This window comes from Tropicimonas sp. IMCC34043 (assembly GCF_003390845.1).
Taxonomy (GTDB): Bacteria; Pseudomonadota; Alphaproteobacteria; order Rhodobacterales; family Rhodobacteraceae; genus Tropicimonas.
In genome coordinates this window covers 12,529-35,254 of record NZ_QMEK01000003.1, presented here as the reverse complement: position 1 = coordinate 35,254, position 22,726 = coordinate 12,529, and the positions used below count along the sequence as shown (strand labels likewise).

Here is a 22,726-nt window from a genome sequence, read left to right as displayed (position 1 = left end):
CGCCCCCTCCCCGGCCGCCGCCGGCTGTCTCAGACGAATTGCTCGCGGATCAGCCGCTCTTCCAGCCCATGGCCCGGGTCGAACAGGATCCGATGCCGGATCGCAGGCTCGCTGCGAATGATCACGGCAACCACGTTGCGCACCGCCGACCGGCTGTCGGCCTCGGCCATCACGGGGCGCTTCTCGTGCTGCAGCACATCGAAACGGACCTCGGCCGAGCTTGGCAGCAGCGCGCCGCGCCAGCGCCGCGGCCGGAACGCCGACATTGCGGTCAGCGCCAGCACGTCCGAGCCGATCGGGATGATCGGCCCATGCGAGGAATAGTTGTAGGCGGTCGATCCCGCAGGCGTGCTCACCAGCGCGCCATCCGCGACCAGTTCTTCCATCCTGACCCGCCCGTCGACCGAAATCCGCAGCTTCGCAACCTGGGGTCCGGCGCGCAGCAACGAGACCTCGTTCAGGGCCAGCGCATCGTGTACATCGCCATCGGGTGTAATCGCGCGCATCGCCAGCGGCACGATCACCTCTTCGGCGGCGACCTGAAGCCTGTCGATCAACCCGTCGAGCGAGAATTCGTTCATCATGAACCCGACCGTGCCGCAGTTCATGCCATAGACCGGGGTATCGAGGTGCTGGGTTCCGTGAAGGGTCTGCAACATGAACCCGTCGCCGCCCAACGCCACGATCACATTCGCATTTTCAGGCGCGACCTCGCCATAGCGGCGCGACAGCTTCTCACGGGCGTCCTGCGCGACCTCGGTCTCGCTGGCCATGAACGCGATCCTGGTCATCGAACCCCCGGGGAAATGAGCGACCGTTCCGCAACGGTCATCCCCCGCCACCATCGGAAACGCAAGCCTCGATTCCGGACCTCATCCGCCACTGACTGCCCCTGACGAGGCCTTTTTTCCCGCCCCGGCTTGGGCTACATCCCCGGCAAGACATGTTGCCCGAAAGGAACGCCGATGACCGACACTGCCAAGGACCCCGGATTCTTCAGCGAGAATCTCGCGACCCGCGACCCCGAGATCGCCCGCGCCATCGACCTCGAACTCGGCCGCCAGCGCGACGAGATCGAACTCATCGCCTCGGAGAACATCGTTAGCCGCGCCGTGATGGAGGCCCAGGGCTCGGTCATGACGAACAAATACGCCGAAGGCTATCCGGGCCGGCGGTATTACGGCGGTTGCCAGTTCGTCGACATTGCCGAAAGCCTCGCCATCGACCGGGCAAAGCAATTGTTCGGCTGCGGCTTTGCCAATGTGCAACCGAACTCGGGCAGCCAGGCGAACCAGGGCGCCTTCCAGGCGCTGATCCAGCCCGGTGACACCATCCTTGGCATGAACCTCGCCTCGGGCGGCCACCTGACCCACGGCGCACCGCCGAACCAGTCGGGCAAGTGGTTCAACGCGGTGCAATACGGCGTGCGCCAGCAGGACAGCCTGATCGACTATGACGAGATCGCGAGCCTTGCGGCCCAACACCAGCCGAAGCTGATCATCGCCGGCGGTTCGGCGATCCCGCGCCAGATCGACTTTGCCAGGTTCCGCGAGATTGCCGACAGCGTCGGCGCCTATCTGATGGTCGACATGGCGCATTTCGCGGGGCTGGTTGCGGCGGGCGAACACCCCTCGCCCTTCCCCTATGCCGACATCGCCACGACCACGACCCACAAGACCCTGCGCGGACCGCGTGGCGGCATGATCCTGACCAATGACGAGGCCATCGCGAAGAAGGTCAACTCGGCGATCTTCCCCGGCATCCAGGGCGGCCCGCTGATGCACGTGATCGCCGCCAAGGCCGTGGCTTTCGGCGAGGCGCTGCGTCCCGAGTTCAAGACCTATGCCAAGCAGGTCCGCGCCAATGCCGTGGCCCTTGCCGACGAGCTGATGAAGGGCGGGCTCGACATCGTCACCGGGGGCACCGACACCCATGTGATGCTGGTCGATCTGCGTCCCAAAGGGGTCAAGGGCAACGCCACCGAAAAGGCACTGGGACGCGCCCATATCACCTGCAACAAGAACGGCATCCCGTTCGATCCCGAAAAGCCCACCGTGACTTCGGGCGTCCGCCTTGGCACGCCCGCGGGCACCACCCGCGGCTTCGGCGAGGCCGAGTTCCGCGAGATTGCGCGCATGATCGTCGCCGTCGTCGACGGGCTCGCCGCCAATGGCGAGGATCACAACGGTGCTGTCGAAGAAAAGGTGAAGCTGGAAGCGACCGCGCTCTGCGCCCGCTTCCCGATCTACCCCGGGCTCTGAACCGGCCCTGACGGGGGTCAACGGGCCGCGCCGGTCAGGTGCGGCCCGTACGCGTTGGGGTCGCGCTCGGACGCGGCTCCCCGGCCCGGTTTCCGGGTGCCATTCCTGGCCATGCCCCCCTATGCTGGCCTTGCCAGACATTGGAGACGTTGCATGAAATCTCGGCTTGGCGAAGACACCCCGGAGGGCGGGGCCGATGGGGCAAAGCGGTCGTGGGACTTCGCGCCCATGCAGGTGCCGCAGCGATCGGCCTATTACCTGCCGCTTCTGGTCACGGCACTTCTGATCGCCGTGGTCTGGGTCGCCCATCTTCAGCTGCTCCCCGGCGCGGGCTTCCGCTACTACGACGAGTTCCACACGCTCGACCGCTCGACCGCCTTCGCGCGGATGCACGACTGGCTTGCGGTCTATTCGGTGAACGAGGTCTCGTTCCACAAGCCGCCGCTGCAATACTGGATGACGGCGCTTCTGCTCGAGACCGGCATGGACCTGCAGATCGCGCTTCGCCTGCCCTCGATGCTGTTCACGCTCGGCAGCCTGCTGGCCGCAGGCTTGCTGGTACTGGCGCTGATCCCCTGGTCGCCCTGGGCCATCCCCGCCACGGTGCTGCTGCTGTCAAGCTCGACCAAGTTCTGGGACTACGGGCTCTCCGCGATGCTCGACTCCGGCGCGACGTTCTTTGCGACCCTCGCGCTCGCGACCACCATCCTTGCGCTGCGACGCCCAAGCTGGTGGTACGCCACCGCCGTCGTCATCGTGCTCGGGTCGCTGCAAAAGGCGCCGATCGGGCTGGTGCTGGTCGCGCTGTTCCTGCTCGTGCTGTCGCGCACCAAGGGCCGGCACGGTTTCTCGCTGAGGCAGCTTCGCACGGACCGCCGGTTCCAGGTTTCGGTCTGGATTGCGGTCCTTGGTACGCTTGCCTGGCCTCTGTTTCAGATGGCGCTTTATGATCTCGGTGCCCTCGGCGAGCTGTTCGGCGACCAGATGATCAGCCGTTTCACCCCCACCGGGCCGGTCGAAAACCCGCGCAACCTTGCCGACCTCTACGAACTGATCATCGACTACGAGCCGGTTCTGCGCTGGCTTGGCATCGCGGCGCTCGCCTGGCTGCCCTGGCGCTTGAAGCGGATGGAGTTGCTGACGCTTCCGGCGATCTTCGCGATCTTCGTTGCGGGCATGCTTCTTGCCGGCGGCCACGTGACCGCGCGCTATTCGCTGATCATGGTGCCACTGCTGACGGCGGCGCTGGCAGCGGTGCTGCTGTCCTTGCCCCGCGCCCCCTGGATCGGGCTTGCTGCGGCCGCGCTCGTCTCGGCCGCGGCCCTCGGGCCGATCAAGACCGCCGAAACCCTGCGCATCGCGGCGGACGAAGACTATCAGAGTCAGATCGACGAACTCTCGAAGGTCGGCGCCGAACTGCAGCCCGATGAGACCCTCGTCGTCTGCACGAAGCGCACGCCAACCGGCCGGGTGATCCCTGCGCTGGCCTCCTATTATGCCGCGAACGGGCGCCCCTTTGTCCGCATCGACCGCCTCAGCAAACTCGAGGACCTCTGGAAGAACGGCGATCTGAAGGGACCGATGCGCGGGGTCTGCTCGCAGGAACTGCTCGACGAGATCTCGGGCAGGCTCGCAGGCTATGCGGTTCTGGACGCCGCCGGAGGCTTTGTCGCCTGGAAGGCAGACGGCCCGAACTGACGCGGCAGGCGAGATACCGGAACCCCGACAGCGCTGCCCCTGCCCGCTTACCGAAAACGAAAAACGCCCCGCCGGATCCCGGCGGGGCGCGTTCTGTCAGTGTGACGGCAGCGATCAGAAATCGCTGCTTTCGGGCGTATCGACGATGAACGGATCGTCGAACTCACCGCCGAGGACATCGTCCATCGGCCGGCTTTCGACGACCGGTGCGGCGAGCGCGGCAGCGGCCTCAGCCTCGGCCTGACGCTGATCGAGCACCTTGCGATCGCGATCGCGCGCGATCTTCTCGACGTTGCGGGTCGCCCCGCCGGTGCCGGCCGGGATCAACCTGCCAACAAGGATGTTCTCCTTCAGGCCGATCAGCTTGTCGCGCTTGCCCTGGACCGAGGCTTCGGTCAGCACCCGGGTCGTTTCCTGGAACGACGCAGCAGACATGAAGCTGCGGGTCTGAAGGCTCGCCTTGGTGATCCCGAGCAGGATCGGCTGGCCCTCGGCCGGACGACGGCCCGCGGACATGGCCTTTTCGTTGGCTGCCTCGAACTCCGCCTTGTCCACATGCTCGCCCTTCAGCAGCGTGGTTTCCCCCGAATCCAGGATCTCCCACTTCTGCAGCATCTGCCGGACGATGACCTCGATGTGCTTGTCGTTGATCTTCACTCCTTGCAGGCGATAGACGTCCTGCACCTCGTCGATCATGTAGACGGCCAGCGCCTCGACCCCCATGATGGCAAGGATGTCATGCGGCGCCGGATTGCCGTCCATGACATAGTCGCCCTTCTGCACGAAGTCGCCTTCCTGCACCGGGATGTGCTTGCCCTTTGGCACCATGTATTCGGCAGGCATGAGCGTGTCGTCCATCGGCTGGATCGTGATCCGGGTCTTGTTCTTGTAGTCGCGCCCGAATTTCACATAGCCGTCGATTTCGGCGATGATCGCGTGATCCTTCGGACGACGCGCCTCGAACAGTTCCGCCACCCGCGGCAGACCGCCGGTGATGTCCTTGGTCTTGGCCCCTTCACGCGGGATCCGCGCCACCACGTCGCCTGCACGAACCAGCGAACCTTCCTCGATCGACAAAATCGCGTCCACCGACATCGAATAGATCACCGGGTTGCCGGCATCGTTGCGCATGGGTTCGCCGGTTTCGGGATCGACGATGATGATCTCCGGCTTCAGTTCGTTGCCCTTCGGCGCGGAACGCCAGTCCGACACGATCTTCTGGGTCATGCCGGTGGCATCGTCGGTATCCTCGCGGACCGAGATGCCGCTGATCAGGTCGACGAACTTTGCGGTACCGGCCTTTTCGGCGATGATCGGCAGGGTATAGGGGTCCCATTCGAGCAGCTTGTCGCCGCGGGTCACGGTCGCGCCTTCCTTGACCAGGACCTTCGAGCCATAGCCGACCTTGAACGAGCCGCGTTCGACGCCCTTGTCGTCGATGATCGCGATCTGCATGTTCCGGCCCATGACCACATGTTCGCCCATGGCATTTTCCAGCAGGCTCGGGTTGCGGAACTCGATCGTGCCGGCCTGGTTGGCTTCCTGGAACGACTGCTGGCCACCCTGCGCCACGCCGCCGATGTGGAACGTCCGCATCGTCAGCTGGGTGCCGGGTTCGCCGATCGACTGCGCGGCGATGATGCCGACAGCCTCGCCAAGGTTGACGAGCGTGCCGCGCGCCAGGTCACGGCCATAGCACATGGCGCAGACGCCTTCCTCGGCCTCGCAGGTCAGCGGGCTGCGCATGCGCATCGTGGCAACGCCCGACTGCTCGATCTCGTCGGCCTTACGTTCGTCGATCAGCTCGTTGCGGGCAACGATCACCTCGTCGGTCCCCGGCCGCAGAACATCCTCGGCCGAAACCCGGCCCAGAATGCGCTCGGCAAGCGAAGCCACGACTTCGCCGTCGTTCACGGCCGCCTCGGCGGTGATCGCAAGATCGGTGCCGCAATCGTGCTGGCGCACGATGCAGTCCTGCGCCACGTCGACCAGACGACGGGTCAGGTAGCCCGAGTTCGCCGTCTTCAGTGCCGTGTCCGACAGACCCTTCCGGGCACCGTGGGTGGAGTTGAAGTACTCCAGCACGGTCAGACCTTCCTTGAAGTTCGAGATGATCGGCGTCTCGATGATCTCGCCCGACGGTTTGGCCATCAGCCCGCGCATGGCGCCAAGCTGTTTCATCTGCGTGACCGAGCCCCGAGCCTTCGAGTGGGCCATCATGTAGACCGAGTTCGGCTCCAGTTCGGCGCCGTTCTCGTCTTTGCGCTTGGCCGAGATCGTGGCCATCATCGCATCGGTGACCTTGTCGTTGCACTTCGACCAGGCATCGACGACCTTGTTGTACTTTTCGCCCTGAGTGATCAGGCCGTCCATGTACTGCTGTTCAAAGTCCTTCACCAATTCCTTGGTGGCGTCGACGATTTCCCACTTGTTGTCGGGGATGACCATGTCGTCCTTGCCGAACGAGATGCCGGCCTTGAACGCCTCGCGGAAGCCCATGCCCATGATCTGGTCGCAGAAGATGACCGATTCCTTCTGTCCGCAATAGCGGTAGACGGTGTCGATGACCTGCTGAACCTCGTTCTTGCGCAGCAGCCGGTTGACCAGTTCGAACGGCGCCTTGGCGTTCTTGGGCAGCAGCGCACCCAGACGCACCCGTCCCGGGGTGGTCTCATAGCGCTTTTGCACTTCCTGGCCATGGTCGTCGATCTGCGTCACCCGGCAGGTGATCCGCGCGTGCATGTGCACCTCGCCCGCGTTGAGCGCATGCTCGACCTCATCGAGGCCCGAGAACACCATGCCTTCGCCCTTCATGCCCTCGCGTTCGAGGGTCACGTAGTAGAGGCCAAGGATCATGTCCTGCGACGGAACGATGATCGGCGCGCCGTTCGCAGGCGACAGCACGTTGTTCGTGGACATCATCAGAACGCGCGCTTCCAGCTGGGCTTCCAGCGAAAGCGGCACGTGCACGGCCATCTGGTCGCCGTCGAAGTCGGCGTTGAAGGCCGAGCAGACCAGCGGGTGCAGCTGGATCGCCTTGCCTTCGATCAGGATCGGCTCGAACGCCTGGATGCCCAGACGGTGCAGCGTCGGCGCCCGGTTCAGCAGCACCGGGTGTTCGCGGATCACCTCGTCAAGGATGTCCCAGACCTCGGGACGTTCCTTTTCGACCAGCTTCTTGGCCTGCTTGACGGTCGAGCTGAGGCCCTTGGCCTCGAGCCGCGAATAGATGAACGGCTTGAACAATTCGAGCGCCATCTTCTTTGGCAGCCCGCATTGATGCAGCTTCAGCTCCGGCCCGGTCACGATGACCGACCGGCCCGAGAAGTCGACCCGCTTGCCGAGAAGGTTCTGCCGGAACCGGCCCTGCTTGCCCTTCAGCATGTCGCTGAGCGATTTCAGCGGACGCTTGTTGGCCCCGGTGATGACCCGGCCGCGGCGGCCGTTGTCGAACAGCGCATCGACCGATTCCTGCAGCATCCGCTTTTCGTTGCGGATGATGATGTCGGGCGCACGCAGTTCGATCAGCCGCTTGAGACGGTTGTTACGGTTGATCACCCGGCGGTACAGGTCGTTGAGGTCCGAGGTCGCGAACCGGCCGCCATCGAGCGGCACCAGCGGCCGCAGTTCGGGCGGAATGACCGGCACGACGGTCAGGATCATCCACTCCGGACGGTTGCCGGATTCAAGGAAGTTCTCGACAATTTTCAGCCGCTTGATGATCTTCTTCGGCTTCAGTTCGCCGGTTGCAACCGCCAGCTCCTCGCGCAGCTGTTCGGCGGTCGCCTCCAGGTCGATCAGCGACAGCATCTCGCGGATTGCCTCGGCGCCGATGTTCGCCGTGAAGGCGTCCATCCCATAGGCGTCCTGGGCGTCCATGAACTCTTCCTCGGTCATCAGCTGACCATAGGTGAGGTCAGTGAGACCGGGCTCGATCACCACGTAGTTCTCGAAATAGAGGATCCGCTCCAGATCGCGCAGCGTCATGTCGAGCATGAGGCCGATGCGGGAGGGCAGCGATTTCAGGAACCAGATGTGGGCGACCGGGGCCGCCAGTTCGATATGGCCCATGCGTTCGCGGCGCACCTTTTGCAGCGTGACTTCCACGCCGCATTTCTCGCAGACGACGCCGCGATACTTCATGCGCTTGTACTTGCCGCAAAGGCATTCGTAATCCTTGATCGGGCCAAAGATCCGGGCGCAGAACAGGCCGTCGCGCTCGGGCTTGAAGGTCCGATAGTTGATGGTCTCAGGCTTCTTGATCTCGCCATAGGACCACGAAAGGATCCGTTCCGGGCTTGCCAGCGACACCTTGATCTCGTCGAAGACCTTCGGCGGGGTAAGCGGGTTGAACGGGTTGTTGGTCAGTTCCTGGTTCATTTGAGTTCCTCGAATGTAGCGCAAAGGGAGGGGCCGGCGGCTGTCGCACCGCGCGGCCCGTTGACCGTCAGGCGGGGGTTAGCCCGCCCGTCGGCTCACTCCTCTCCCTCCGCATCCAGGAGTTCCATGTTGAGGCCCAGACCCCGGACCTCCTTGACGAGCACGTTGAACGATTCCGGGATACCGGCCTCGAAGTTGTCCTCGCCCTTGACGATCGATTCATAGACCTTGGTCCGGCCGGCAACGTCGTCCGACTTCACCGTCAGCATCTCCTGCAGGGTGTAGGCCGCGCCGTACGCTTCCAGCGCCCAGACCTCCATCTCGCCGAAGCGCTGACCGCCGAACTGCGCCTTGCCGCCCAGCGGCTGCTGGGTGACCAGACTGTAGGGGCCGGTCGAACGGGCGTGGATCTTGTCGTCCACCAGGTGGTGCAGTTTCAGCAGGTACTTCATGCCCACTGTCACCTGACGACTGAACTTCTCGCCGGTGCGGCCGTCGAACAGATCGGACTGACCCGACAGATCGAACCCCGCACGCATCAGCGCATCGTTCACGCCTTCCTCGCGGGCCCCGTCGAACACCGGCGTGGCGATCGGAACACCGCGGGTGACAAGGCTTGCGGCCTCGACCAGCCGGTCTTCCTCCATCCCCACGATGCCCTCTTCATAGACGTTGTCGCCGTAGGCGATCCGCATCGCCTCGCGCACCGGGGTCAGATCGCCGGACCGCCGGTATTCTTCCAGCGCGTCGTCGACCTTGATGCCAAGGCCGCGGCTGGCCCAGCCCATGTGGGTCTCGAGGATCTGACCGACGTTCATCCGGCTGGGCACGCCCAGCGGGTTCAGAACGAAGTCGACCGGCGTGCCGTCTGCCAGGAACGGCATGTCCTCGCTCGGTACGACGCGGCTGATCACACCCTTGTTGCCGTGACGGCCGGCCATCTTGTCGCCCGGCTGAAGCTTGCGCTTCACCGCGATGAAGACCTTGACCATCTTCATCACACCCGGCGGCAGGTCGTCGCCACGACGGACCTTTTCGACCTTGTCCTCGAACCGCGCGTCGAGCGCCCGTTTCTGGACCTCGAACTGCTCGTGGAGCGCCTCGACGACCTGGGCGTCGGCCTCTTCGGCCACCGCCAGTTGCCACCACTGACCCTTGGACAGGGTCGCGAGCAGCTCGTCGTCGATCATCGAATTCGGGCGAACGCCCTTCGGCCCCTTCACCGCGACCTTGCCGAAGATCATCGACTTCAGTCGGGCATAGATGTTGCGCTCGAGGATGACGAGTTCGTCGTCCCGGTCACGGGCCAGACGTTCGACCTCTTCGCGTTCGATCTGCAGCGCGCGCTCGTCCTTGTCGACACCGTGGCGGTTGAAGACCCGGACCTCGACCACTGTGCCGAAATCCCCCGGCGGCAGACGCAGCGAGGTGTCACGCACGTCGCTTGCCTTTTCGCCGAAGATCGCGCGCAGCAGTTTCTCTTCCGGGGTCATCGGGCTTTCGCCCTTGGGGGTGATCTTGCCCACAAGGATGTCGCCCGGGCCGACCTCGGCGCCGATATAGACGATGCCCGCCTCGTCGAGGTTGCGCAGGGCTTCCTCGCCGACGTTCGGGATGTCGCGGGTGATTTCCTCGGGCCCGAGCTTGGTATCGCGGGCCGCGACCTCGAATTCCTCGATGTGGATCGAGGTGAAGACGTCGTCCTTGGCGATCCGCTCCGAGATCAGGATGGAGTCCTCATAGTTGTAGCCGTTCCACGGCATGAACGCGACGATCACGTTCTTGCCGAGCGCCAGTTCCCCGAAGTCGGTCGAGGGACCGTCGGCGATGACCTCGCCCTTCGACACAGTGTCGCCCACCTTCACCAGCGGACGCTGGTTGATGCAGGTGTTCTGGTTCGACCGCTGGAACTTGCGCAGCCGATAGATGTCGACGCCCGGGTCGCCCACCGACAGATCCTCGGTGGCCCGCACGACGATCCGCTGGGCATCGACCTGGTCGATGATGCCGGCGCGGCGCGCCATGATCGCAGCGCCCGAATCCCGCGCCACGACCTCTTCGATCCCGGTGCCGACCAGCGGTGCCTCGGCCCGCAGAAGCGGAACCGCCTGACGCTGCATGTTCGACCCCATCAGGGCGCGGTTGGCGTCGTCGTTCTCGAGGAACGGGATCAGCGAGGCCGCGACCGACACCAGCTGCTTGGGCGAAACGTCGATCAGGTCGACCTGCTCGCGCGGCGCCATGGTGTATTCACCCGACTTCCGGGTGTTCACCAGGTCGTTGATGAAACGGCCTTCCTCGTCCAGGTTTGCGTTGGCCTGGGCGACTGTGTGGCGCATTTCCTCGGTGGCGGACATGTAGTGGACCTCGTCGGTCACCTTGCAGTCCTTCACCACCCGGTAGGGGGTCTCGATGAAGCCGTACTTGTTCACCCGCGCGAAGGTCGCGAGGCTGTTGATCAGACCGATGTTCGGGCCTTCCGGCGTCTCGATCGGGCACATCCGGCCATAGTGGGTCGGGTGCACGTCGCGCACTTCGAAGCCGGCACGCTCGCGGGTCAGACCGCCCGGGCCAAGCGCCGAAAGGCGACGCTTGTGGGTGACTTCGGACAGCGGGTTGGTCTGGTCCATGAACTGCGAGAGCTGGCTCGAGCCGAAGAACTCGCGCACCGAGGCGGCGGCGGGCTTGGCGTTGATCAGGTCCTGCGGCATCACGGTGTCGATCTCGACGCTGGACATGCGCTCCTTGATCGCGCGTTCCATCCGCAGCAGACCGACGCGGTACTGGTTTTCCATCAGTTCGCCGACCGACCGGACACGACGGTTGCCGAGGTGGTCGATGTCGTCAACCTCGCCCTTGCCGTCGCGCAGCTCGACCAGCGCCTTGATGCAGGAAATGATGTCTTCCTTGCGCAGCGTCCGCTGGGTGTCGGCGGCATCGAGATCGAGCCGCATGTTCATCTTCACCCGGCCGACGGCCGACAGGTCATAGCGCTCGCTGTCGAAGAACAGCGTGTCGAACAGATTCGACGCGGCCTCGACCGTGGGCGGCTCGCCCGGACGCATGACGCGATAGATGTCCATGAGCGCGGTGTCGCGGCCCATGTTCTTGTCCATCGCCATGGTGTTGCGGATGTAGGGGCCGACATTGATGTTGTCGATGTCGAGAACCGGGATCTCTGTGAACCCGGCGTCGACCAGCTCCTTCAGCGTGCCGCCTGTGATGTTGCCTTCCTTGTCGACTTCCCGGGTCAACTCGTCGCCGGCCTCGACATAGATCGCGCCGGTTTCCTCGTTGATGATGTCCTTGGCGACGTAACGGCCGAGGATCTGGTCGAACGGCACCAGCAGTTCGGTAATCCGGCCTTCGTTCAAGAGGTCACGCACCTTGCGCGGCGTCACCTTGTCGCCAGCCTTGCAGATCACCTCGCCGGTCTCGGCATCGACCAGATCGAAGGTCGGCCGGGTGCCGCGCACGCGCTCGGGGAAGAACCGCGTAACCCAGCCGCGGCCAGGCTCCAGCCGATAGCTGAGGGTGTCGTAATAGGCATCCATCATGCCTTCCTGGTCCAGTCCCAGCGCATAAAGCAGCGTCGTGACCGGCAGCTTGCGACGGCGGTCGATCCGCGCAAACACCATGTCCTTGGCGTCGAATTCGAAATCGAGCCAGGAGCCGCGATAGGGAATGATCCGGCAGGCAAACAGCAGCTTGCCCGAGCTGTGGGTCTTGCCCTTGTCATGGTCGAAGAAGACGCCCGGGCTGCGGTGCATCTGGGAAACGATCACCCGCTCGGTACCGTTGACGATAAAGGTGCCGTTATGAGTCATCAGGGGCATGTCGCCCATGAAGACGTCCTGCTCCTTGATGTCCTTCACCGACTTCGCGCCGGTATCCTCGTCCACATCGAACACGATCAGACGCAGCGTCACCTTCAGCGGCCCGCTGAAGGTCATGTCGCGTTGCTGGCATTCCTCGACGTCGTATTTCGGCCGTTCAAGCTCGTACTTGACGAACTCCAGAACGGCGGTCTCGTTGAAGTCCTTGATTGGAAAAACCGACTGGAACACGCCCATCAGCCCCTCGCCGTCCATGGGCTGGGGTTGATCGCCGGATTTCAGGAACAGGTCGTACGACGATTTCTGAACCTCGATGAGGTTCGGCATCTCCAGGACTTCCCGGATCTTGCCATAATACTTCCGGAGTCGCTTCTGGCCGAGGAAGGTCTGCGCCATGTGAATTCTGAACCTTTCGTCTTTCGCGGTCGCGCATGCCGTCGGGCTCCGGCTGCGTTCCGCTCACGAAGAAGGGGGTCAGGTTCAATTCCCGCCCCCGTCCCACCGGAGGCTCCCGAACCATTTTAACCGCGCCTTGGAAAGGGCTCGCGAGCCAGAGCCCTTTCCAAGACAGGTTCGGCTGGGACCGGTTTTACCCGGACCCAGCCTTGCAAATCGGAATCAGATCCCGATCACTTGAGCTCGACTTCGGCGCCAGCTTCTTCCAGCTTCTTCTTGATCGATTCGGCTTCGGCCTTGTCGACGCCTTCCTTGACGGCTTTGCCGCCGGCTTCGACCAGATCCTTGGCTTCTTTCAGGCCGAGGCCCGTGATCGCGCGGACTTCCTTGATGACGTTGATCTTCTTGTCGCCAGCGGCTTTCAGGATCACGTCAAATTCGGTCTTTTCTTCCTCGGCAGCGGCGGCTTCGCCGGCAGCGGGACCGGCCATCATCACAGCGCCGCCAGCGGCGGGCTCGATGCCGTATTCGTCCTTGAGGATGGTTTTCAGTTCTTGGGCTTCGAGAAGCGTGAGGTTCACGATCTCTTCGGCAAGTTTCTTCAGATCAGCCATTTTCACTGTTTCCGTTTTCTAAGATGTGTTCCAACGGCGGGTTTTCACCCCCGCGAAGGTCTCGCGATCAGGCGGCTTCGCCGCGCTCCTCGATGGTGCTGAGAATGCTCGCGATGTTCGAAGCAGGTGCGCCAATGGCCCCGGCAATGTTGGAGGCAGGTGCGCCGATGCAGGCCACGATCGAAGCGATAAGCTCCTCGCGCGACGGCATCTTCGACACGGCTGCGATCCCAGCACGGTCCAGGGTGGTTCCGCCCATCACGCCGCCAAGGATTTCGAACTTGTCGTTCGCCTTGGCAAAATCCTCGGCGACCTTTGCGGCCGCTACAGGATCCTCGGAATAGGTCAGAACCGTCATACCCATCAAGAGGTCGGCCATACCTTCGCAGGGCGTTCCCGTCAGGGCGATCTTGGCGAGCCTGTTCTTGGCAACGCGAACGGAGCTTTCGGCAGCGCGGGCGCGTGCGCGAAGATCCTGCATCTCTGCAACCGTGAGTCCTTCGTAGCGGGCAGCCACCACGACGCCAGAGCTTTCGAAGATCTGGCCGAGTTCCTCGACCACTTTCTCTTTCTGGGCTCTATCCACAGTTTCACTCCAAGTATGAGGGGCTTGAGACCCCCCGGCTCTCACTTGCCGGATTGCTCCGGCACTCGGGTCCGTATACGGGGTCAGCGCCAATCCACCCGAGGTCACCCTCTGGCCAATCTTGTCGTCTCCCGTCTCGAGCAGGAAATTAAGAGGTCAAACGACCCCACCCACCGTCTTGGACGAAACGCAAAACAGCGCACGACGAATCGCACGCTGATCTGCGAGAGCGTTACTTAGGCGCAAACATGGCGATTGCCAAGAGGCAAGATGTTAACGCAATCGCGGCGCCGTCAGCTTCGCCGGCCTCGCGCGATGGTTGAGCAGGCTCGGGCCACCTTCCGTCACGGCTTCAGCATCCGGGTGAACAGCGTCACCAGATAGCGCTGCGCCTCGGGGAAGGGGTCGCCCTCGGCCTCGCCCAGAACGGTGCGGATCTGGACGTCGAAATCGGCATAGTGCTGGGTCAGCGACCAGATCGAGAAAATAAGGTGATAGGGATTCAAGGTGGCGATCCGGCCCTCGCGCATCCAGCCTTCGATCACCGCGGCCTGTTCGTCCACCAGCGGTTTCAGCACCGTTTCAAGTGTCGGCTGCAGGTGCCGGGCGCCTTGCAGGATCTCGTTGGCGAAAAGCCTGCTTTCGCGCGGCATCTCGCGGCTGATCTCCAGCTTGCGGCGGACATAGCGCAGGATCTCCTCGACCGGGTCGCCGGTGGGGTCGAGCGCCTGCAGCGGCGCCAGCCAGCGGTCGAGAAGCCCGGACAGAAGCGCCAGATGAATCGCCTCCTTCGAGGGGAAATAATACAGCAGGTTGGGCTTTGACAGCCCGGCCGCCTGGGCGATCCTGTCAACCGTCGCACCGCGAAAACCGTCGGTCGAAAACACGTCGAGCGCGGCGTCGAGAATCGCTTCGCGGTTCTTGCGCTGGATTCTTGTTCGATGGGGCGAAGTCTTGTCCTTGGGTCTTGCAGAATTCATGGGGCGCTCAAATTCCGATCAATCCGCCTTGTTTCCGGCACGGGCCCGAGACGTGCCGTCGCAGCCCCGGGCAGTAACACGAGGAGGGCGGATTGACTGATCCCGACCAAGTGATAGCGTGATCCTGACCATTTGGTCAAACCTTCACCCGGCCAGCCCCGGACCGGACCCGACCAGGACCCACGGGACGCCAGTATATATAAGGACCAAACAGAATGGCGCTCGACCACAAGCCGGCCCCCAACGATCTTTCTGCATTCTGGATGCCGTTTACCGCCAACCGGCAGTTCAAGAAGGCGCCGCGCATGTTCGTGTCGGCCGACGGCATGTTTTATACCACCGACGACGGCCGTCAGGTGCTGGACGGAACCGCGGGCTTGTGGTGCTGCAACGCTGGCCACAACCGGCCGAAGATCGTCGAGGCGATCCGCCAGCAGGCCGGCGAGCTTGACTATGCCCCCGCCTTTCAGATGGGCCATCCGAAGGCCTTCGAGCTGGCCAATGCGGTGCGCGACATGGCGCCCGAGCCGTTCGAGCATGTGTTCTTCACCAACTCCGGCTCTGAATCGGTCGAGACGGCGCTGAAGATCGCGCTCGCCTATCATCGGGTCCGTGGCGAGGGCCAGCGCACCCGGCTCATTGGCCGCGAACGCGGCTATCACGGTGTCAACTTCGGCGGCATTTCGGTCGGCGGCATCAGCACCAACCGCAAGTTCTTCGGCTCGCTGCTGACCGGGGTCGACCATCTGCCGGCGACCCACCTGCCCGACAACCGGATGACCCGCGGCCAGCCCGAACACGGCGCCTATCTGGCCGACGAACTGGAAAAGATCTGCAACCTGCACGGCCCCGAGACGATTGCGGCTGTGATCGTCGAACCGATGGCAGGCTCGACCGGGGTTCTGTTGCCGCCCAAGGGCTATCTGCAAAAACTGCGGGAGATCTGCGACAAGCACGGGATCCTGCTGATCTTTGACGAGGTGATCACCGGGTTCGGCCGCTTGGGCGCAAGCTTTGCCGCCGAATATTTCGGCGTGATGCCCGACCTGATGACGACGGCCAAGGGCCTGACCAACGGGGTCATTCCGATGGGCGCCGTGCTGGCGACGAGCAAGATCCACGACGCCTTCATGACCGGCCCCGAGCACATGATCGAGCTGTTCCACGGCTATACCTATTCCGGCAACCCGCTCGCCTCGGCCGCGGGCCTTGCGACGCTTGCGACCTATCGCGAGGAAGGCCTGTTCGAACGCGCGGCCGAACTCGCGCCCTATTGGGAAGAGGCCATGCATTCGCTGGCGGATGCGCGGCATGTGATCGACATCCGCAACATGGGGTTGATCGGCGCCGTGGAGCTGGAGCCGATCCCGGGCGAACCGACGAAGCGTGCCTTTACCGCCTTCCTGAAGGCCTACGAAAAGGGCGTGCTGATCCGCACCACCGGCGACATCATCGCCATGTCGCCGCCGCTGATCATCGAAAAGGCCCATATCGATCAGTTGATCGGCACGCTGCGCGAAGTGCTGACGGAACTGGATTGACGAAACTGGCGGTACGGGACGCAAAGCGATGGCCGAGCGCGTGACAGAAGGCCGGGCGATGGTGCGGGCAATGGCGCCGCGTCTGCTGTCCGGAAGGTTCGCCTTCCGGAGCGTCACCGACCCGGCCGACGCTGCCCGGCTGCTGCCCGAGGCGCTCGCCTCGTTCCGCGAGGACGAGGGCCTGTCGCTGATCCTGCCCGCGGCAGAAGGCGTGCCCGCCTTTCGCCAGATCACACTCGACGTGCTGTCGGCGCTCGACGGCGTCGGCCTGACAGCCGCGGTTTCGGCGGCCCTCGCCGCCCATGACATTCCCTGCAATGTCGTGGCGGCCAACAATCACGACCATGTCTTTGTCCCGGACGACCGCGCAGAGGCCGCACTTGCCGTGCTGCTGGCCCTCTCCCTGGGGCAGGACGCCCTAGCAGAACTGGAGTAGCTCATGACCGCCCCCGGCGAAAACCTCAGGATCAACCCCGACCGTCTTTGGGACTCGATCATGGACATGGCAAAGATCGGACCGGGTATCGCGGGCGGCAACAACCGCCAGACCCTGACCGATGCCGATGCCGAAGGGCGCAACCTGTTCAAGTCTTGGTGCGAGGCGGCGGGGCTGAGCCTTGGCGTCGACAAGATGGGCACGATGTTTGCCACCCGTCCGGGCGAAGACCCCGACGCGCTGCCGGTCTATGTCGGCAGCCACCTCGACACCCAGCCCACGGGCGGGAAATACGACGGGGTGCTGGGGGTGCTCGGCGCGCTGGAAGCGGTGCGCACGATGAACGATCTGGGGATCAAGACCAAACACCCGATCGTCGTTACCAACTGGACCAACGAGGAAGGCGCGCGGTTTGCGCCTGCGATGCTGGCCTCGGGCGTTTTCGCGGGCGTCCACACGCTCGACTATGCCTATGACCGGGTCGACCTTGAGGGGTTGAGGTTCGGCGACGAGTTGAAGCGGATCGGCTGGGTTGGCGACGAGGACGTCGGCGCGCGCAAGATGCACGCCTATTTCGAGTTGCACATCGAGCAGGGGCCGATCCTCGAGGCCGAGGGCAAGGACATCGGCGTCGTCACCCATTGCCAGGGTCTGTGGTGGCTCGAGTTCACCCTGACCGGGAAAGAGGCGCACACCGGATCGACGCCGATGGAGATGCGGGTGAATGGCGGGCTTGCCATGGCGCGGATCTTCGAGATGGTGCAGGAGGTCGCGATGGCCGCCCAGCCGAATGCCGTCGGCGGCGTCGGCCAGGTGACCTTCAGCCCCAATTCGCGCAATGTGCTGCCGGGCAAGGTGGTGTTCACCGTCGATATCCGCACCGTCGATCAGGCAAAGCTTGACCGCATGCGCGACGAGATCGAGGACCGCGCCGCGCGGATCTGCGCAGCGCTCGGTGTCGGCTGCGCGGTCGAGCGGGTCGGGCATTTCGATCCGGTGACCTTCACGCCGGAGCTGGTGGCAAACGTGCGCAACGCCGCCGAAAAGCTCGGCTACAGCCACATGAACCTGGTGTCGGGTGCCGGCCACGATGCCTGCTGGGCCGCCAAGGTGGCGCCGACCACGATGATCATGTGCCCCTGCGTCGGCGGGTTGAGCCACAACGAAGCCGAGGACATCAGCAAGGAATGGGCCGCGGCCGGCGCCGACGTGCTGTGCCACGCGGTGCTGGAGACGGCGGAAATCGTCGCGTGAAACGCAAAGGTCCGGCAACGGGGGGCGCTGCCCCCCGCTCCCCCCGAGGTATTTTCGCCAAGAAGAAACCGCAGCGGGGTGAGGGGATGGCCGGCCGAACGGGAGACTAGGAATGACCACGCTCATCAAGAACGGCACTATCGTCACCGCGGATCTGACCTACAAGGCGGATGTGCTGATCGAGGGCGGCAAGATCGCGTCCATCGGGTCGGGGCTTGTCGGAGACGAGGTGCTCGATGCCACCGGCTGCTATGTCATGCCGGGCGGGATCGACCCGCATACCCACCTCGAGATGCCCTTCATGGGCACCTATTCGAGCGACGATTTCGAATCCGGCACCCGGGCAGCGATTGCGGGCGGCACCACGATGGTTGTCGATTTCGCCCTGCCCGATCCCGGTCAATCGCTGCTGTCGGCACTCGACCGCTGGCACAACAAGTCGACGCGGGCGCATTGCGACTATTCCTATCACATGGCGATCACCTGGTGGAGCGAGCAGGTCTTTGACGAGATGCAGCAGGTGGTCGACAAGGGCATCACCACCTTCAAGCATTTCATGGCCTACAAGGGCAGCCTGATGGTGAACGACGACGAGATGTTCGCGAGCTTCCAGCGCTGTGCCGAGCTTGGCGCCATTCCGCTGGTACATGCCGAGAACGGCGACGTGGTGGCAGAACTGTCGGCGCGGTTGCTGGCCGAGGGCAACACCGGGCCCGAGGCGCATGCCTATTCGCGCCCGCCGCAGGTCGAGGGCGAGGCAACCAATCGTGCCATCATGATCGCCGACATGGCGGGCGTGCCGCTCTATGTCGTGCATACCTCCTGCGAGGAGAGCCACGAGGCGATCCGGCGGGCGCGGATGGCGGGCAAGCGGGTCTGGGGCGAGCCGCTGATCCAACACCTGACGCTCGATGAAGGCGAGTACTTCGACAAGGACTGGGACCATGCCGCGCGCCGGGTGATGAGCCCGCCGTTCCGCAACAAGAAGCATCAGGACAGCCTCTGGGCCGGGTTGCAGTCGGGCTCGCTGTCCTGCGTCGCGACCGACCACTGCGCCTTTACCACCGAGCAGAAACGTTATGGCGTCGGCGATTTCACCAAGATCCCGAACGGAACCGGCGGGCTCGAGGACCGGATGCCGATGCTCTGGACCTATGGCGTCAATACCGGGCGGCTGACGCCGAACGAATTCGTCGCCGTCACCTCGACCAATATCGCCAAGATCCTGAACTGCTATCCGAAGAAGGGCGCGGTGCTGGTCGGCGCGGACGCAGACCTGGTGGTCTGGGACCCGGAGAAGACCAAGACGATCTCGGCCAACGACCAGCAGTCGGCGATCGACTACAACGTCTTCGAAGGCAAGGAGGTGAAGGGCCTGCCGCGCTATACGCTGAGCCGCGGCCGGGTGTCGTTCAACGACGGCAAGATCACCTCGACGGAAGGCAACGGCGAGTTCGTCGCCCGCGCGCCCAGCGGGTCGGTCAACAAGGCGCTGTCGACCTGGAAGGCGCTGAGCGCGCCGCGGCCCGTGATGCGCGCCGGTATTCCGGCGAGCGGGGTGTGAGCGGGGTGAGCGCGGTCCCCGCCGTCTCGGGTGTGCTCGAATCTGCCGTCTATGTCGACGATCTGGACGCGGCAGAAGCGTTCTATGGCGGTGTGCTCGGGCTGGCGCGCATCGTCCGGGTCGATGGCCGACACGTGTTCTTCCGGTGCGGGGCGGGCATCGTCCTGGTCTTCGTGGCCGCAGCGACGCGCGTCCCGCCGGCGGAGGGCGCGCTTCCTGTACCGACGCACGGGGCAACGGGCGCGGGGCATATCTGTTTTGCGATGGACGCCGAAGGCCTGTCGCGCATGCGCGACAGGCTCGAGGCCGCGTCCGTGCCGATCGAGGCGGACTTCGCCTGGCCGAACGGGGCAAGGTCGGTCTATGTTCGCGACCCGGCCGGCAACAGCATCGAGTTCGCGGAGCCCCGGCTGTGGGGCGGCACGAATGCGAGCCACTCCTCCGTTGCCGAACGGGCTCCGACCAGCCAGGATCTGAACGATGGACCCCAGAATGAAAACGGATAGCCCCGTGGCGGCAGCGCGTGCAGAGACCGCCTCTCCCATCGTCATCGCGGCGCGCAAGCTCGACCTGACGTTCCAGACAAACGACGGCCCTGTCCTTGCGCTGCGCGACGTGAACCTCACCGTCAACCGCGGCGATTTTGTCAGCTTCATCGGCCCCTCGGGCTGCGGCAAGACCACGTTCCTGCGGGTCGTCGGGGCGCTTGAGCATCCGACGGGCGGCGAGATCACCGTCAACGGCATGACCCCGGACGAGGCCCGCCGTGCGCGGGCCTATGGCTATGTGTTTCAGGCCGCCGGGCTCTATCCCTGGCGGACGATTGCCAAGAACATCAAGCTGCCGCTCGAGATCATGGGCTATTCGAAGGACGATCAGGAACGGCAGGTCGAACGGGTGCTGAAGCTGGTCGATCTGGAGGGGTTCGGCAACAAGTTTCCCTGGCAGTTGTCGGGCGGCATGCAGCAGCGCGCCTCGATCGCGCGGGCGCTTGCCTTCGACGCCGATATCCTGCTGATGGACGAACCCTTCGGTGCGCTCGACGAGATCGTGCGCGACCATCTGAACGAGCAATTGCTTGCGCTTTGGGCGCGGACCGGCAAGACCATCGGTTTCGTCACCCACTCGATCCCGGAAGCGGTCTATCTTTCGACCCGGATCGTGGTGATGTCGCCGCGGCCGGGGCGGATCACCGACGTGATCGAAAGCACCCTGCCCCGCGAACGCCCGCTCGAAATCCGCGACACGCCCGAGTTCCTCGCCATTGCCCATAGGGTGCGCGAAGGGCTGCGCGCAGGACATGCTTATGACGAGTGAGCTCAGACCGGACGCGGCGCCTGCGCGTCACCCGACGCCCGCCGGCTCGCGGATGCTGCCGATTCTGCGCAGCGTGGTGCCGGTTTTTGTGGTTCTCGCCGCGATTGCGGCGCTGTGGTACACGGCGCTCGTGCCGATGAACATCCGCGAGTCGCTGACGCAGGCGGAACGCGCCGGTGCGGTCGTCGATCCGCCAAATGCCATCGAGCGGCGCGATGCCAATGCCATCGGGCTGGTACTGAAGAACCCCGCCTATATCGCCGATACCCTGCGCCAGGACCGTCCGCGGCTGCCGGGACCCGATCAGGTGTGGCGCGAGCTGTGGGCGACCACCGGGGCGATGGTGCTGGAGGGCAAGGGGCTTTCCAAGCGCAGCCTGCTCTATCACGCCTGGGTGACGCTCAGCGCCACGGTCCTGGGCTTTGCCATCGGGACCGTCGGGGGCATCGCGCTGGCGGTCGGGATCGTGCACAGCCGGGTGATGAACATGGCGATCATGCCCTGGGCGATTGCCAGCCAGACCATTCCGATCCTCGCCATCGCGCCGATGATCATCGTGGTGCTGAATTCGATCGGTGTCACAGGGCTGCTGCCCAAGGCGCTGATCTCGGCCTATCTGTGCTTTTTCCCGGTCACGGTCGGGATGGTGAAGGGGCTGCGCAGCCCCGACGCGATGCAGCTTGATCTGTTGCACACCTATGGCGCCAGCCGCGCGCAGACGTTCTGGAAGCTGCGCTGGCCCTCCTCGATGCCCTATTTCTTCACCTCGATGAAGATCGGCATGGCGGCGGCGCTGGTTGGTGCCATCGTCGGCGAGATGCCGACGGGTGCGGTCCGCGGCCTTGGCGCGCGGCTGCTCGCCGGCAGCTATTATGGCCAGACCGTGCAGATCTGGTCGGCGCTGTTTGCGGCCGCCCTGCTGGCGGCGGTGCTGGTCGGGATCATCGGGGCGCTGCAGACCGTCACGCTGAAGCGGATGGGAATGAGCCAATGAATCATATCTTTGGCTGGTCCATCGCCTTCCTGATCTTCGCCACGCTGCTGAACGTTGCCATGGCCAATGGCGAGGGCCGCGATCAGGCGATCACCCGGCTGCTGGTGCCGACGCTGTTCGGGATCTCGCTTCTGGTGTTCTGGGAGGGGCTGGTGCGCGGGCTGAACGTGCCGGGCGTGATCCTGCCCGCACCGACGGCGATCTGGGAACGGTTTCTGGCCAGCACGTCGATCCTGCGTCAGGACTTCATCCAGACCTTCGTGAAGGGGGCGCTGAGCGGCTATGTCATGGGGGCGGCTGCGGCCTTCGTGGTCGCGCTGCTGGTCGACCGCAGCGATTTCCTGCGCCGCGGGCTGCTGCCGGTCGGCAACTTCATGGCCGCCCTGCCGATCATCGGCGTCGCCCCGATCCTTGTGATGTGGTTCGGCTTTGACTGGCAGTCGAAAGCCGCCGTCGTGGTCGTGATGGTGTTCTTCCCGATCCTCGTGAACACGGTCGAGGGACTGCGCGCCACCGACCGGATGCAGCGCGACCTGATGCACACCTATGCCGCAAGCTATTGGCAGTCGCTGCTGAAGCTGAGGCTGCCGGCCGCCATGCCCTTCATCTTCAACGGGCTCAAGGTTGCAACGACGCTGGCGCTGATCGGCGCCATCGTGGCCGAATTCTTCGGCTCGCCGATCCGCGGCATGGGATTTCGGATCTCGACCGAGGTCGGGCGGCTGTCGCTCGACATGGTCTGGGCCGAGATCCTCGTGGCCGCCATTGCCGGGTCGGCCTTCTACGGATTTGTCGCTGTGATCGAGCGGCACGTCACCTTCTGGCACCCCTCGCAACGTCGGGGGCGCTGATCCATGCGCGAAAACAAA

General features: G+C 64.3%; 15 protein-coding genes and 1 pseudogene. 10 read left to right on the top strand and 6 right to left on the bottom strand.

The features are described from left to right. Positions 1-29 precede the first annotated feature (29 nt). Positions 30-791 carry an NAD kinase gene (locus DQG17_RS12670; protein ID WP_116133225.1) on the bottom strand — a complete coding sequence of 254 codons (762 nt, stop codon included), beginning with the start codon at positions 789-791 and terminating at the stop codon, positions 30-32. Positions 792-965: 174 nt separating this feature from the next. Here DQG17_RS12670 and glyA point away from each other — a divergent pair, with 174 nt between their 5' ends. Then, positions 966-2,261 (top strand): serine hydroxymethyltransferase, encoded by a 1,296-nt coding sequence (glyA, locus tag DQG17_RS12665; RefSeq protein ID WP_116133224.1) that lies wholly within the window; start codon positions 966-968, stop codon positions 2,259-2,261. Positions 2,262-2,414: 153 nt separating this feature from the next. Next, positions 2,415-3,959 (top strand): glycosyltransferase family 39 protein, encoded by a 1,545-nt coding sequence (locus tag DQG17_RS12660; protein ID WP_157973605.1) that lies wholly within the window; start codon positions 2,415-2,417, stop codon positions 3,957-3,959. Positions 3,960-4,073: 114 nt separating this feature from the next. On the opposite strand, the gene rpoC is transcribed toward DQG17_RS12660, so the two are convergent. From rpoC to DQG17_RS12635, 5 genes are all read right to left on the bottom strand, one after another. Further along, on the bottom strand, positions 4,074-8,339 hold the full coding sequence (gene rpoC, locus DQG17_RS12655; RefSeq protein WP_116133222.1) for a DNA-directed RNA polymerase subunit beta': 4,266 nt from the start codon (positions 8,337-8,339) through the stop codon (positions 4,074-4,076). A 95-nt stretch (positions 8,340-8,434) separates the two neighbouring features. Continuing rightward, positions 8,435-12,571 carry a DNA-directed RNA polymerase subunit beta gene (rpoB, locus tag DQG17_RS12650; RefSeq protein WP_116133221.1) on the bottom strand — a complete coding sequence of 1,379 codons (4,137 nt, stop codon included), beginning with the start codon at positions 12,569-12,571 and terminating at the stop codon, positions 8,435-8,437. A 233-nt stretch (positions 12,572-12,804) separates the two neighbouring features. Beyond that, on the bottom strand, positions 12,805-13,185 hold the full coding sequence (gene rplL, locus DQG17_RS12645; protein ID WP_116133220.1) for a 50S ribosomal protein L7/L12: 381 nt from the start codon (positions 13,183-13,185) through the stop codon (positions 12,805-12,807). Between the two features lie 67 nt (positions 13,186-13,252). Then, entirely contained in the window at positions 13,253-13,771 is a 519-nt protein-coding gene (rplJ, locus tag DQG17_RS12640; protein ID WP_116133219.1) for a 50S ribosomal protein L10, read from the bottom strand. A 344-nt stretch (positions 13,772-14,115) separates the two neighbouring features. After that, on the bottom strand, positions 14,116-14,751 hold the full coding sequence (locus DQG17_RS12635) for a TetR family transcriptional regulator C-terminal domain-containing protein (protein WP_116133218.1): 636 nt from the start codon (positions 14,749-14,751) through the stop codon (positions 14,116-14,118). 215 nt (positions 14,752-14,966) lie between these two features. Here DQG17_RS12635 and DQG17_RS12630 point away from each other — a divergent pair, with 215 nt between their 5' ends. The 8 genes and pseudogenes from DQG17_RS12630 to DQG17_RS12595 all read left to right on the top strand — a co-directional run bounded on the left by DQG17_RS12630 (position 14,967) and on the right by DQG17_RS12595 (position 22,708). Next, positions 14,967-16,292, top strand: coding sequence for an aspartate aminotransferase family protein (locus DQG17_RS12630; protein ID WP_116133217.1), 1,326 nt, complete (start codon positions 14,967-14,969; stop codon positions 16,290-16,292). Between the two features lie 28 nt (positions 16,293-16,320). Beyond that, positions 16,321-16,728, top strand: a complete 408-nt coding sequence (locus DQG17_RS12625; RefSeq protein ID WP_116133216.1) for an ACT domain-containing protein — start codon at positions 16,321-16,323, stop codon at positions 16,726-16,728. A 3-nt stretch (positions 16,729-16,731) separates the two neighbouring features. Beyond that, positions 16,732-17,982, top strand: coding sequence for a Zn-dependent hydrolase (locus tag DQG17_RS12620; protein WP_116133215.1), 1,251 nt, complete (start codon positions 16,732-16,734; stop codon positions 17,980-17,982). A 112-nt stretch (positions 17,983-18,094) separates the two neighbouring features. Next, positions 18,095-19,546: a dihydropyrimidinase gene (gene hydA / locus DQG17_RS12615; RefSeq protein ID WP_116133214.1), complete on the top strand. Its 1,452-nt coding sequence runs from the start codon at positions 18,095-18,097 to the stop codon at positions 19,544-19,546. A gap of 5 nt (positions 19,547-19,551) precedes the next feature. Further along, a pseudogene (locus DQG17_RS12610) lies at positions 19,552-19,962 on the top strand (VOC family protein); the annotation flags it as partial. A gap of 76 nt (positions 19,963-20,038) precedes the next feature. Continuing rightward, complete coding sequence (locus tag DQG17_RS12605; RefSeq protein WP_232829431.1) at positions 20,039-20,863, top strand: ABC transporter ATP-binding protein; 825 nt, start codon at positions 20,039-20,041, stop codon at positions 20,861-20,863. Between the two features lie 52 nt (positions 20,864-20,915). Continuing rightward, positions 20,916-21,857 (top strand): ABC transporter permease, encoded by a 942-nt coding sequence (locus DQG17_RS12600; RefSeq protein WP_369908040.1) that lies wholly within the window; start codon positions 20,916-20,918, stop codon positions 21,855-21,857. 59 nt (positions 21,858-21,916) lie between these two features. Next, a complete protein-coding gene (locus DQG17_RS12595; RefSeq protein ID WP_116133595.1) occupies positions 21,917-22,708 on the top strand; it encodes an ABC transporter permease in 792 nt (263 codons plus the stop codon). Positions 22,709-22,726 lie beyond the last annotated feature (18 nt).